General features: G+C 42.2%; 17 protein-coding genes. 15 read left to right on the top strand and 2 right to left on the bottom strand.

Annotated features, from left to right (window positions below; translation table 11 throughout):
* Nucleotides 1-28: 28 nt before the first annotated feature.
* Both ACE2AL_RS12300 and ACE2AL_RS12305 read left to right on the top strand, forming a co-directional pair.
* Nucleotides 29-1,681 (top strand): AAA family ATPase, encoded by a 1,653-nt coding sequence (locus tag ACE2AL_RS12300; protein ID WP_375083540.1) that lies wholly within the window; start codon nt 29-31, stop codon nt 1,679-1,681.
* The gene (locus ACE2AL_RS12305) at nt 1,678-2,325 is read left to right on the top strand and encodes an HNH endonuclease (protein ID WP_272515515.1); all 648 of its coding nucleotides are present in this window, start codon (nt 1,678-1,680) and stop codon (nt 2,323-2,325) included. Before ACE2AL_RS12300 ends, ACE2AL_RS12305 begins: the two co-directional genes overlap by 4 nt.
* A 736-nt stretch (nt 2,326-3,061) precedes the next feature.
* Here the strand turns inward: ACE2AL_RS12305 and ACE2AL_RS12310 are convergent.
* Together ACE2AL_RS12310 and ACE2AL_RS12315 are read right to left on the bottom strand one after the other, a co-directional pair.
* The gene (locus ACE2AL_RS12310) at nt 3,062-4,099 is read right to left on the bottom strand and encodes a phage portal protein (RefSeq protein ID WP_123382075.1); all 1,038 of its coding nucleotides are present in this window, start codon (nt 4,097-4,099) and stop codon (nt 3,062-3,064) included.
* Nucleotides 4,099-5,856 carry a terminase ATPase subunit family protein gene (locus ACE2AL_RS12315; protein ID WP_375083541.1) on the bottom strand — a complete coding sequence of 586 codons (1,758 nt, stop codon included), beginning with the start codon at nt 5,854-5,856 and terminating at the stop codon, nt 4,099-4,101. Before ACE2AL_RS12315 ends, ACE2AL_RS12310 begins: the two co-directional genes overlap by 1 nt.
* A 175-nt stretch (nt 5,857-6,031) precedes the next feature.
* Here ACE2AL_RS12315 and ACE2AL_RS12320 point away from each other — a divergent pair, with 175 nt between their 5' ends.
* From ACE2AL_RS12320 to ACE2AL_RS12380, 13 genes are all read left to right on the top strand, one after another.
* Entirely contained in the window at nt 6,032-6,859 is an 828-nt protein-coding gene (locus ACE2AL_RS12320) for a GPO family capsid scaffolding protein (protein WP_375083542.1), read from the top strand.
* Nucleotides 6,860-6,871: 12 nt separating this feature from the next.
* On the top strand, nt 6,872-7,966 hold the full coding sequence (locus ACE2AL_RS12325; RefSeq protein ID WP_375083543.1) for a phage major capsid protein, P2 family: 1,095 nt from the start codon (nt 6,872-6,874) through the stop codon (nt 7,964-7,966).
* A gap of 3 nt (nt 7,967-7,969) precedes the next feature.
* Nucleotides 7,970-8,626 (top strand): phage terminase small subunit, encoded by a 657-nt coding sequence (gpM, locus tag ACE2AL_RS12330; protein ID WP_272684622.1) that lies wholly within the window; start codon nt 7,970-7,972, stop codon nt 8,624-8,626.
* 88 nt (nt 8,627-8,714) lie between these two features.
* Entirely contained in the window at nt 8,715-9,191 is a 477-nt protein-coding gene (locus ACE2AL_RS12335; protein ID WP_210833969.1) for a head completion/stabilization protein, read from the top strand.
* Nucleotides 9,188-9,391, top strand: coding sequence for a tail protein X (locus ACE2AL_RS12340; protein WP_036962069.1), 204 nt, complete (start codon nt 9,188-9,190; stop codon nt 9,389-9,391). Before ACE2AL_RS12335 ends, ACE2AL_RS12340 begins: the two co-directional genes overlap by 4 nt.
* Before the next feature lie 3 nt (nt 9,392-9,394).
* Complete coding sequence (locus ACE2AL_RS12345) at nt 9,395-9,700, top strand: phage holin family protein (protein WP_036962068.1); 306 nt, start codon at nt 9,395-9,397, stop codon at nt 9,698-9,700.
* Complete coding sequence (locus tag ACE2AL_RS12350) at nt 9,693-10,136, top strand: structural protein (RefSeq protein ID WP_375083544.1); 444 nt, start codon at nt 9,693-9,695, stop codon at nt 10,134-10,136. The genes ACE2AL_RS12345 and ACE2AL_RS12350 overlap by 8 nt, the downstream gene beginning before the upstream one ends.
* Nucleotides 10,137-10,169: 33 nt before the next feature.
* Nucleotides 10,170-10,730 (top strand): DUF2570 domain-containing protein, encoded by a 561-nt coding sequence (locus ACE2AL_RS12355; protein ID WP_247605546.1) that lies wholly within the window; start codon nt 10,170-10,172, stop codon nt 10,728-10,730.
* The gene (locus ACE2AL_RS12360) at nt 10,714-11,142 is read left to right on the top strand and encodes a phage tail protein (protein WP_210833966.1); all 429 of its coding nucleotides are present in this window, start codon (nt 10,714-10,716) and stop codon (nt 11,140-11,142) included. Before ACE2AL_RS12355 ends, ACE2AL_RS12360 begins: the two co-directional genes overlap by 17 nt.
* Nucleotides 11,139-11,756, top strand: coding sequence for a phage virion morphogenesis protein (locus tag ACE2AL_RS12365; RefSeq protein ID WP_375083545.1), 618 nt, complete (start codon nt 11,139-11,141; stop codon nt 11,754-11,756). Before ACE2AL_RS12360 ends, ACE2AL_RS12365 begins: the two co-directional genes overlap by 4 nt.
* Nucleotides 11,757-11,843: 87 nt before the next feature.
* Nucleotides 11,844-12,224 (top strand): hypothetical protein, encoded by a 381-nt coding sequence (locus ACE2AL_RS12370; protein ID WP_210833964.1) that lies wholly within the window; start codon nt 11,844-11,846, stop codon nt 12,222-12,224.
* A 6-nt stretch (nt 12,225-12,230) separates the two neighbouring features.
* Complete coding sequence (locus ACE2AL_RS12375) at nt 12,231-12,854, top strand: phage baseplate assembly protein V (RefSeq protein WP_210833963.1); 624 nt, start codon at nt 12,231-12,233, stop codon at nt 12,852-12,854.
* Nucleotides 12,851-13,192, top strand: a complete 342-nt coding sequence (locus tag ACE2AL_RS12380; RefSeq protein ID WP_036962053.1) for a GPW/gp25 family protein — start codon at nt 12,851-12,853, stop codon at nt 13,190-13,192. The genes ACE2AL_RS12375 and ACE2AL_RS12380 overlap by 4 nt, the downstream gene beginning before the upstream one ends.
* The last annotated feature ends 1 nt before the right edge of the window (nt 13,193 follow it).

Here is a 13,193-nt window from a genome sequence, read left to right on the forward strand (position 1 = left end):
AAATATCATGACAAATTAGGAAAGTACAATGTTGTTGAAGAATATTACTTTTTTAGGAAAATCTATCAATCTTGCCGATGACCAATCTCATGAGGATTCAAATGTTATAACTATACTAATGGGAAATAATGGTTCTGGAAAAAGCAGGATCTTCCAGACAATATGTTCAGCATTTATACACATCCGTCACAATGACACAATTAGGTATAACTTGAAAGATATAACTAATCATTCTCATCTAGATGGGTTTGGCAGTTTATCTTATAAAAAAGATGGTGACCTTTATTCTCTAAGCCGCTTTAGAGATCCGATTACTGGTACATATAGTATTGACGACAGTGCATCCATTACTTTCATGTCTGTGTATCCATATGAACAGATTAGTAAATATAACGCAGATAAGCTAATTAAAGAAAATCTTATTGACGAGTTAAGCTATATTTTTCTTCAAGATATTAAACGCTACAATAAAAAATTTCAATTTAAAAAAAATAGAGAAGTATGTGACACGCTTAATATTCCTAACAAAATTTTAGCAGTTACAAGCAGTCCGTATGATAAGTTCCCATTTCCAGGCTCACATTTAGAACCATACACTTTATCTCCATATGTTTATTTAGGGGCGAGAGAAAAGCAACGACCAGGATACAGACGCAATTATGGTTATCTTAGTTATAAATTTGACCAATTAGGTGCATCTTTTATTAAGTTGCTTTTAAAACCCAAACAAGAATATTTCGATTTTTCAAAAATGCTTGATTTTTTAGATATATCTAGTTCTTTTACATTAAAATTATTGTTGAGTGAGAGAATCAGGGGAAGAAATTTGACCCAAGAAAATATTCTTGAGTCCGTTCGTAGTATTAATTTCTTTAAAGGTAAGGGTCATGAAATAACAAATAATGAAATTGATGAGATTAAATTATCGAAACACCTCCTAGAAGCAATAAAATATATAGGTGGTGAGGAATTGGGTAAAGATGAACATTACTTTGATCCGCTTGAGGTTTTATGTGAAATTGACTTGACTAAAGGAGGGCATGATAGGTTACGTTTAAATGCATTAGAGCTTTTATCTGAGTATGGGATAGTTGAGCTTGACGATGTCATTTTCTCTAAATCAGAATCAAAGCAAGAATTTTTACTTTCGCAAGCAAGTTCTGGAGAACTTAGCCTGCTATTTACCATGTCCTCCATTGCTGGTGAAATACAAGATGGCTCACTTATTTTAATTGATGAACCAGAAATAAGCTTGCATCCCAAATGGCAATTGGAGTTTTTATCTTTACTCACAGATGTTTTTTCTAATTACAAAGCCTGTCATTTTATAATAGCCACACACTCTCCAAATATAATTTCGTCTCTCCCAGAAAATGATGCATATATTGTCAATATTGAAACAGATGAAACAGATTTAATGCCTTCAAAATTGTACCACAATAGGTCAGCGGACTTTCAACTTGCGAAGGTATTTAACTCTCCCGGTAACAACAATGAATATCTGCTTAGTCAAGTTATTGAGGTGTTAGACAATCTATGTAAATCGAAAGAATTTGATGATGAGTCGTTAACTACGGCAAAGTGGCTTTTGACTTTTGAAAATAAATTAGAGGATGATGATAAGGTAAAAACACTGTTAAATATTTTAAAAAAGACAATGGAGGCATTAAAAATAAAATGAATCCATATTTATTTAATGCAGAAGAATTGAAAATTATAACTGCATTGCAAAGCAAAAACCTATCTTCGAAAGACATGTGGGAAGATAATAGTGTAAGTGATATAAAATCACGCCTAAAAAAACACTATATCATGGAGCAAAAACAGAAGTGTGCATACTGTAAAGTGGAACTTCACACTACCCATGGAATGGTGTGGGATACTGAACATATTATTGATAAAGATTCTTTCCCTCAATGGACATTCGAGCCTCTAAACTTATGTGTTTCATGTAAGGATTGCAATCAGGCCAAAGGAAGTAGAGCAGTTACCAAATCAACCAATTACAAATCATTTCCCAATAAAAATGCTAACTATTGTATAGTTCATGCGCATTTTGATAACTACGTGGATCATATTGAAGCCGCTGTACCAGGTGTAACCTATCGATATAAAACAGAAAAAGGAAGGAATACGATAGAGATCTGTGGTCTTCTTAGATACCATGAAATAGGTGATAGGAAGGATATAGACCCAACATTACAAGCCGTATTGTGCCATGCAGCTGACAAACAAACAGCTGAAGCGGTAAAAAATGCTATTGTTCATCTTTTAACAAATATTGGTAAGGAATATTTGTTAGATAAAATTGATTTAGAGAAATAATCTTCTAATCAATAACTTTTGACATACTGCTATGTAGACTAATACGAAACGTGTAAGCTTACATCAGCTTTATATTCAAATCCAATAGTTATATTGAATAACATTCTGCTTGGACAACTGTTGAATTAGTATAGCTTAAACCGCAATATAACGGATTAAGCTATACTTACGCTATTCTAGTCTTTAAATAAGTATCCCAAGATATAAACTTTCTAATAATTATGGCTAAACCCTCTTGGCTCACCTACCTTTACAATTAATTTGTAATTTGTTCGTGTAATTCCAAATTAGCTTGTGTCAAATTCGCAATTTTCCGCCCAAATTCGCAAGATCAAAAAAGGATCGTTACCTGTGCGAAGCACCACCACTGGCGCGGTTCAGACGATCTCTTGCACCTGCATGAAAACCGACCTATTTAGTGGGCAGGCGTGGCGGGGCTACGATTGCGCGGCGAGGTGTTTATTGTTAAATATCCGTCCGCAAAATCTCCGAGCCGTCACAGCGTTAAAATCAAATTTCTATAACTAGATAGCAATTAATCTTGCACGCTTTGTGGTGGCGTATAGTGCGTTTAAATCGCTATTTGATGGGGGTAATTTATTGCGGATTCGTCTTGGTGAGTTAGGTTTGGTATAATACAGTGGGGTCCTATTATTATTTAGGGCATCGAGATCACCTACCTACGGGCAAAAATATACCGCCTCAGTGGGCGGTATCATTGAATTTACGCGTGATATTATTCGTCGTCTAAGTCCAGTGAGTACTTATCAAACTGTATAATCTCCCCGCCAAACCAATCATTCAATTGCATCATCTTACTTTGTAACGGCATCAACTCATTGCGAACAAATACTTTTGCCGCTTTCTCAACATCACCAAAGCCGCCCACGTTCTCAGGAATAATACCCATGATTTGTGGTGGCACACGGTGTGCCGCTAACATATCGTCGCGGCTCACATTCTTGATATTGAGAAATTCATCTTTTGCGGCAGCTTCGGATAGCGGAATTGTTTGGATGCCGTCTTTCTTTCCCCCAGGTGCGTACAAAAATAAATTGCGAAAGTTCCCTGGTCCTTTACTGCTTTTGAGTGCTTCACGAATTTTATCAACATCATCGGTTTTCTGTGCGGCATCACTGATATACAGAATATAACCGGCATGCGAACCATTGAGATAATACTTGCGGCGAAATAGTGTTGCCGACTCATTGAGCAGTACGGAGGGGATTGCCGCGAGATATTCCGGCAAGCCGTATAACTCTTGGTTAATATCCGGCTCAATCAAGTGAAACACTTTGCCGGTTTGAAATTCATACGGTTTAATATCGTAGCCATATTGCACAAACCAGTAAGTTTCTAAGTCAACACCGCGGCGGGTAAACTTAGCCGGCGAATGTTTAAAATTCAGCGACTGCCCCAGACGGTTATTTCGTTCTTCAAGATACCCATTACCAAACAGTAAAAAATCTAATGCCCAACTATCAAACGTCTGACGACTTAAATATTTATTAGGAATAAAGGTACTGGTGAGAATATTACGTTTTACATAAATTGCGCTGCTATGGTGTGGGGCTGCGCGGAACGTGCGCGCAAGACCATTAAAACTAATTGGCGGCTCATAGTAATTATCAATTTGCACACATTCCAAATAATCAAAAATTTCACGCTTATCAAGTACGGGGATTGGATCACCGAAAGTGAATGCTTCCATTGATGCGCTGTCGGTTTTTTGCGCCAGTGTTTGTGATTGGCGTTTTTTATTTTTACGGCTCATTAAAAGACCTCGACGATATTATGTTGATTGTGATTTTCACCGGTGATCGGTTCGTTATAAAGGGCGTGCATGGTTGCCCATGCTAAATCTGCGTGGCTGGCTTCTTCGCTGCGGTCAGCTTCATAAGTTGGGCGGTTACCACTGGCGGTAGTGGCACGACGAATGGCCATAAAAGATTGCGTGATATCATTACTACCCGCGTCATATTCCAACCGGTCATGGCTAATCACGTCATAAGCTTTAAGCACCAATGCATTTTTTAAGGCAGGGTTATAGACAAATTCTTTTGCAGCAGGGAAAAATTCCCGCACATTTTGCAGGACACCATGGCCAATACCTGTGGAATCAATCCCGATGTATTGCACGTTGTAACGCTCGGTGAGTTCTTTTATCGCGTCCGATTGCGCGCGAAAATCCATGCCACGCCATTGATGATGCTCAAGTATGCGAAACTTACCGCCTTTGTGTAGCGGTGGCGCAATCACCACGCAACCCGCACTATCTCCGTTTTGAGTACCTTTCGCGGGGTCATAACCAATCCAAACAGGGTGATAAGCATAGGGGCGTATCATTAACGGCTGAACGTCGTCCCATATTTCCCAACTGTCCACCATGCATTTTTGCATTAACTGCAAATTAAAGATGGATGCAATATCATCAACAAACTCACACATCAGCAAGTTTTCGAATTCATCAGGGCTATATTCTAAATAGAGTTGATCAATATCGAATAAATTACACCCGCCCCGCATGGCATCTTCAATCGTGACAATTTGCCGCCACTGACCATCCCCACACATCATGCCATTCACTAACGCTTGATGGCTGATATCGACCTCAACGTGATCGGCCTTACGACGACCACGATTAAAGAGCTTTCCAGACCAGAACGGATACGCGCTGTGTGTTAATGCGGATGGGGTCGAAAAGTAGGTTTGACGCCATTTTTTGTGCATGGCCATACCGGAGGCGACTTTGCGTAATTCTTGGAATTTGGGTATCCAGAAATACTCATCAAGATACAAATTACCGTGGTAACTCTGCGCGGTACGGGCATTGGTGCCAAGAAAATACAGTGTTGCGCCATTAGGCAAAACTATCGGATCACCTTTTAAGTCAACATCAACCTCTCGCGCCATATCAATAATGTAGCCTTTGAATACGTGCGCTTGGGCTTTACTCGCCGATAAAAATATTTGGTTTCGACCTGTAATGAGTGCATCCATAAAAGCTTCACGAGCGAAAAAGTAAGTTGCCCCGATTTGGCGTGATTTTAAGATGTTACGAATTCGGTGCTTAAGGCCGGCGCCGTACCATGCTTTCTGGTACTCAAACATATTTTCACGAAAGATTTCTTCCAGCTTTTCAATCTGCTCTTCGCTAAATAAATTCTTCTCAGGGGCGCGGCGTTCACCTTTATTGCGATTGGCCAGTTTCGGGTTCAAATCAACCTCATTGCCGCCGTTTTGGTACTTGTGAATTTTGGCATGCCGCTCTACTTGGCGATAAAGTAAGTCGATTTCTTTATAGTCTTTCCCCTCTTTATTTTCTTTACTCAATAGCGTACAAAGTCGCATCTCCAGCGTCATTTCCACGCGATCAATGGGGGTGATTTCATCCCACTTATCGCGGCGTTTCCAACTGTGAATTGTCGCGGCCTTTTCCTTGAGAGCCTCGGCAATACGCGCGATGCGATACCCACTAAAGTACATGTGCATGGCGCGTTTTCTTGGGTCAAAATCATGTAATGTTTTCATGTCGCCAGATTACTGGCTCACACGACCAATCGCCCCGAGCTGCCATTGTGTCATTCTCCACACAATGGCAAAGCATTGTTTCTTAGCCCTCATCCCTGAAAACATAGGCTCATTATTTTTTTATTTACGCATGAAATTTATCTACGTATGAAATTTAATTGCCGGAGCCTGAGCAATGACAAAAAAATCTAAACCTGTGCGCCTTTGTGTTGAGGGAGCCACAACCGATGGACGTAAAGTGCAGCGCCAATGGCTCACTGATATTGCCAAAAATTACGACCCATCCGTTTATGGTGCTCGGATCAACATGGAGCATCTAAATTATGAATGGATGCCGCGCTTTGGGGATGTGGAATCTGTTTATACAGAAGAAATCAGTGAAGGTGCTCTGAAAGGTAAGCTTGCTCTATACGGGATTTTATCACCAACAGATTCATTAATTGAGATGAATCGTAAGCGTCAAAAGGTTTATACCTCCGTTGAAATTAACCCTAATTTTTCCGATATGAATTCGGCCTATTTGGTGGGCTTAGCTGTCACGGATAACCCTGCCAGCCTTGGCACGAGCATGTTGGAATTTAGCGCGGGTGCAGATAAAACCGCGACTTTCTCAGAACGCAAGCAAGATAAAGATAACGTCTTTACGGCGGCGGAAGAAACGGTGATTGAATTTACCGAAGAAGAAAACAACCCAGAAAAACCCAGCTTGAAAGATCGCATCATGGCTAAATTCAGTCGCGAACGTCAGCGCAATGATGTTGAACTCAATGACATTCACCAAGCGGTAGAGCTTTGCGCGGAAGAGCAAACCGAAACTGCACAAATGCTGACTCGGCTTGAAACACAAGTTAAAGCGTTATCGGGTATCAAAGAAGAAAATGAAACCCTGCGCAGTGAGCTGGACCAACTCAAAAAAGACTTGAGCCAACAAGATAATCAGCAACACCGCCCCACGTCTTTTGGCGGCAATACAACCAACACTGAAAACCTGACTGATTGCTAAACGGGAAAAACAATGAGAAAAGAAACAAAAGTTAAATTTAACGGTTACATGACCCGTCTAGGTGAGATTTACGGTGTTCAGCCACACGAATTCACAGATTCAAAAGTGGAAATTGAGCCTTCGGCAGCCCAAAAACTGGAAAGCAAAATTCAGTTAAGCGCCGTCTTTCTGACCAAAATTAATATTGTGCCTGTCAAAGACCAAGTGGGCGAAAAAATCGGCCTCGGCATTGGCTCAACGGTTGCCGGCACGACGGACACAACCAAACAAGACCGCGAACCGACTGACCCAACTCAATTGGCCAAACAAGGTTATCACTGCCGTCAAACAAACTTCGATACCGCTATCCGTTACGAAAAACTGGATATGTGGGCAATGTTTCAAGATTTCCAGCGCCGTATCCGTGATGCCATTATTCAGCGCCAAGCCCTTGATCGCATCATGATTGGTTTTAATGGTACGAGCCGCGCGGCAACTTCAAACCGTACAGTCAACAAAATGCTACAGGACGTCAACATCGGTTGGTTACATAAAATTCGCCTTGAAGCCCCTGAACATGTTTTAGGTTCTTCAACTGATAAAGACACCAACCAAATTACCCCTGAGCCTATCAAAGTGGGTAAAGGTGAAGAGTATGAAAACCTTGATGCACTGGTTATGCAAGCCGTTGACCACGCGATTTCAGAAGTGTACGCCGACGATACCGATTTAGTCGTTATCTGTGGCCGCTCACTTTTAGCCGATAAATATTTCCCTATCGTCAATCGTGATCAAGCCAATACCGAGGCGTTAGCTGCGGATGTGATTATCAGCCAAAAACGCCTCGGTGGATTGCCGGCGGTACGTGTTCCTTATTTCCCTAAAAATGGAATGCTTATCACACGATTAGATAATTTATCTATCTACTGGCAAATCGAATCACGCCGCCGTCAAGTGGTGGACAATGCCAAACGTGACCGTATCGAAAACTACGAATCAGTGAATGAAGATTACATTGTTGAAGATTACGACTGTGTGGCGTTGATTGAAAACATTGAGCTGACGTCTGGAAAACCGGCGGAGCCTACTGAGCCGGACGAAGCAAAAGACGCGCCAACCGGAGAATAAGCTGTGAATCCGTGGGAACGAAAACGCATGCAGGTTGAAGCCAAGAACGTCAGCGCCTATGGCGTTCTTGCTGCTCCCTCGGCAGCAACACAAGTTAAATTGATGTTGCGCCAACATATGCGGGATTTAGGTAAAACCCAATCATTTGAACGCAAAGCCGCGTACAAACGTAAAGCCTTACCGCTATACGAAACGTGGATCACTGAAACATTAAAAGGCAATTCAGGCGTTCAAGATGATGTTTTGATGTACCTCATGTTGTGGAGTTTTGACGCGGGTTTGTACGCGCAAGGGCTAGATATTGCGGAGTATGCATTAAAACATAAGCTCGCCATGCCGTCAGGCCAATCCCGCACAACCGGTTGTGCTATTGCCGAAGAAATGGGAGATAGAGCCAAAGAAGCCTATACCGCAAAAAATCCCATTCCATTGGATATCTTGCAGCGCACCATGGCATTAATTGAGCATGAAGATATGCCCGATAAAGTCCGCGCCGAGCTACATAAATGGCTCGGTTACAGCTTGCGCGATAATGATTTTCCGCAACCGGCTTTATGTGAATTAATGCGTGCTCTTGAGCTTAATGAACGCTGCGGTGTTAAGCAGGATATTAAGAATATTGAAAAGTTTTTGTCAGCAAAAAACAGGGCTGATGAATAAAGAACGTGCCAACGCGCAAGGCGGCGCGAGATAAGAAATTTATTTTTCGGACTCTCGCCCACCGCCTACCTATTTTTAAGGTGACCTTATGGATTTTGTTTCACCCGAACCCGCTAACGAAAAAGACGAAATGATCACCAGTGGTGATTTTTGGCCTGCGATTAATACCCGTGCATTTCGGGAATCAATGCGAGTTGACGGTACGGTCACCCAAGGTCGATTAATTGAAGCCTTAAAAAACGCCATCATCGAAACCAACCGTGAATTATCCCGCTTTCAACAGCAAGAAATCCACTTGGGCTATACAACGTTAGACGCGGTTCCGGCCAGCAAAATTACCCATGGGGAGATTGACGTATCGGAATTAGTGATCCTTTATCGCCGTGCCGTATTCAGCGCCGCAAAAGCAAACTTAATCGAACGTTACCGCGATATAGATACCACGCCAAACGGCAGCAAAAAAGCCGATGCCTTAGAGTCGAATATTGATGATTTACAACGTGATGCTATTTGGGCAATTCAGCGCATCAAGGGCACGACACACAATATTGTTGAATTGATATGAAAACCAGAACGATAAAAGGTGACACCGTAGACGGGATATGTTGGCGATTTTACGGCAGAACGACAGGCATGACCGAAGCTGTTTTGTTAGCGAATCCCAATCTTGCCGAACAAGGCGCGGTGCTACCTGCGGGGCTATTGATTGAGTTACCTGAAATTACCGAAGAGCCGGTACAGCCACTTATACAGCTATGGGATTGATACATGTTTGATAAAGATCCGAACAGTTTCGGTATCGCACAGTGGTTATTAATGCTCTTCATTTCAATGTGGGGAGGTGTTGTGAGATACATCATTGACGTTAAAACGAATAATGCCCCGTGGAGCTGGTTTGCGGCTTTTATGCAAATGGTCGTTTCCGGCTTTGTCGGGTTGTTAGGCGGATTGCTCTGTATTGAGGGCAATCAGAGCATTTATATCACCCTATTCACCACCGGTGTATTTGGTGCGATGGGAAGTATCGGACTTTCCTATTTATGGTCACGCTTTACTGGAGGAAAACATGTCTAACGTACCACGCGGCATACGCAACAATAATCCGGGCAATATTGATTATAACCCGAGAAACCCATGGCGAGGAGAGCTGGCCTTTGACCCTAGCATTGAGCCCCGTCATAGCCGCTTTGAGAAACCTGAATACGGTATTCGCGCATTATTCAAGCTTTTGCGGACCTATTCAACCTACGCGGGGAAACAGGGGGTTGGTTGCGGCAAAATTGATACGGTGGAAGAAATTATTGAGCGTTGGGCACCGGCAAAAGACCATAATAATACAGAGGGTTATATTAATCGTGTCTGTAAAGAAACGGGCTTTGGTCGTCGTGATTGCCTTGATGTTTATAACAAAGAAACGGCATTCAAAATGGCTAAAGCGATAGTCCATGTTGAAAATGGTCAGCAGCCATACAGTGATGAACTGTTTGAAAAAGCGTGGGCGATGTTGTGATGTTTAAACTCAATAATGCGAGACGAAAAGCTTATGTTTAATATGAAAAAATGGGTAATCGCTTTCGCATTCTTCCTTGTCGCCGGTGTCATATTCGCCGGCTGGCAAGGTATCAAAAAAATAGATCGGCTCAATGAACGAGTCGGCATACTCACGGCAGAAAACCAACAACTTTCGTTAGACGTTGATAAAAAATCCGCGCTGATCTCTGAACAATCATTAAGTTTTCACCGTGCAAATCAAATCGCGGGTGATGCCTATCGTCGCGGTATTATTCAACGCGCCGCCGCCGAGGAAAGAAAAATTGAATATAAAACCCTTCTTAAAAACGAGCCAACGTGTGATTTACCTGTGCCTAAGTATCTTGCTGATCGGGTGCTCGACAACGCCTACCGTATCCGTGCAAACGCAATGCGTTCCCATTCCGAAAACACTCACCCAGCAAGTACCACCGCCTCTACCGGACGGGTTCTAACTTATTGCGATTTGGCTTTGATGGTTGACCCTTTACTTGCAGCCTTAGAAACCGCCAATATTCAACTAAGTGCGATTGAGCAATTTGATGAGGAACGGAACCGTGAAAAAGCTCATTAACTTACGGGAATATTTAGACCGCAAAATTCCATTTCTCAAAGATAACCCCGAAAATTTATACTTGTTCGTTGAAAACGGGCGGATTATTTCCACGTTAGAAGAAACGCCCAGTTTTGAATATGAATACACCGCTAATATTATTATTGAGCGCTATAGTGGTGACCAAAATGTCTTAATTGCAGTAGTCAATGATTGGCTAAGAAAAAATCAATCCGATATTTCAGCGAACCCCGCAAAGCGGCAACAAGATTTTAGATTTGAGGCGGTGATTTTAGATAACAAAACCGCCCACATCAGTATTGATTTAAATCTCACCGAGCGTGTATTAGCGATTGATAACGACGGCAAATATGTGATTGAGGCTACCCCTGAGCCGGCCAGCCCGTTTAATGAATGGCCAACGACACGATGAATGATGATACTTTGCGTCAACTTGACAGTGAATTAACGCATTTATTAACTCGCATGTCGCAAGGCCAGCGCCGGCAGCTCGCCAAAGAAATCACTCGCGATTTACGCCGTTCTCAAATTAAGCGCATTTCACAACAAAAAAATCCTGATGGCAGCCCATACACCAAACGCAAAGCGAATTTCATCACGGTACAACGTGAAATCCAATTTATGTGGCACGGTCAAAAACGTACCTTACGGAACTGGCGAGGTAATAGCAAAACAATCACTGGCCAAGATGCGAATAAAAAAGCGCAGCGCTCATTTCGTAAATCAGATATTCAGTGCTATATCAGTATCAAGAAAGATAAAATCAGTACAGAGCGCAAAACCAAGCAAACCCGCATGTTTAAAAAACTGGCCACCGCCCGTTTTTTACGCGCCTATAATAGCGATAAAGAAGCCGTCATTTATTTTTTACCTTCCGCAGCAAATATTGCCGGTGTACACCAGTTCGGTTTAACCGAGCGTATTGGCAATGCAAAAATAACCTATCCATCACGCCAGTTGTTAGGGCTCACTCCGGAAGAAATCAGGCATATTGAAAGTCAGATTATTGATTTCCTCTCTCGATAATGTGTATCACCGACTGCACAAAAGGCAGTAGCTGCAATCAATACACTATCAATGGCACGCTTAAGAAAATCATTTTTTGAGGTTGTCATGCGCAAATTTATTCCGCTTTTACCTGTGGGGCTTTTTATCTTTATTTCAATTCTGGCCATTAGTGTTGATGACTATAAAGTCGTTGCAGGTGCAGAGGTCGTTAGAATTCTTGTGAATATCTACGTGATAGCGATATTTTTCTCTTTTAGCCCTAATTTAGAAAGTGGCTCTCATTCTTGTACATTAAAAGGAATAACGAAAAGTCTAATTCCTTTTAATCTAAATATTTACCGGTTAGTCATCGTATTAAACGTTATCGCAGCATTCCTATTAATTGTGACTAAGCAATGGATTTCTATTCCATTGCTCATAGTCTGGTTTGCTTATCAGTACTGGTTTAGAAAAACAATTTTATCAGCCATTAACCCCGAGGCTTGATATTTAATGTCTGCCGAGATTCGTCGCTTAATCAGAAATCTGATCCGCATTGGTATCGTGACAGATGTGAATGCCAAGAAGGGCTGTCGCGTACAAATTGGAAACCTAGAAACTGACTGGCTAAATTGGATCACCTTGCGTGCTGGTAATACTCGCACCATGAATGCACCTAGCGTGGGTGAGCAAGTTCTTATCCTTGCTTTAGGCGGCGAACTTACCACGGCATTTGTGCTAACCGGTATCTTTTCCAATGAACATGCCGAGCCGACCAGTTCACTCACAGCAGACCACCGAACCTATTCAGATGGGGCAATCATTGAATATGAACCCGCCACGGGTGCATTAATCGCAACAGGAATTAAAACGGCCACTATTGACGCTAGCGAACAAATTAATGCCACAACAAATGTGGTTATCGTCAATGCAAGTAAACAAATTAACCTTACCACTCCAACGGTGATTTGCTCACAAAACCTCACCTGCGCCACGCTCAATGTCACCGAGGGCGGTGAAATGACGGGTAATTTCACACACACCGGCGGCGCGATTAAATCCAATGGTATTACGTTGCATGATCATACTCATGGCGGTGTACGTAGCGGCGGAGAATCCACAGGAAAACCCCAATGAGATATTGCGGTATGAGTCGAGAAAATGGAAAGTGCCTTTCCGATATTGAGCATATACGCCAATCCGTGCGCGATATCTTGATCACGCCTATTGGCTCACGCATCGCACGGCGAAATTATGGTTCGCTATTATCAGAACTTATCGACCAGCCACAAAATCCCGCGCTGAAATTGCAGTTAATGTCAGCGTGCTACACCGCATTGTTGAAATGGGAGCCACGCATTTTATTAACTCGCATTAGCCTAAATAGCACCGAGGCTGCGCAGATGATTGTGGATATTGAAGCCACAAACCAAGACACCAATCAGTCACTTAATTTTTCGGTCAATGTGAGGTAAC

This window comes from Providencia xihuensis (assembly GCF_041953405.1).
GTDB lineage: Bacteria > Pseudomonadota > Gammaproteobacteria > Enterobacterales > Enterobacteriaceae > Providencia > Providencia vermicola.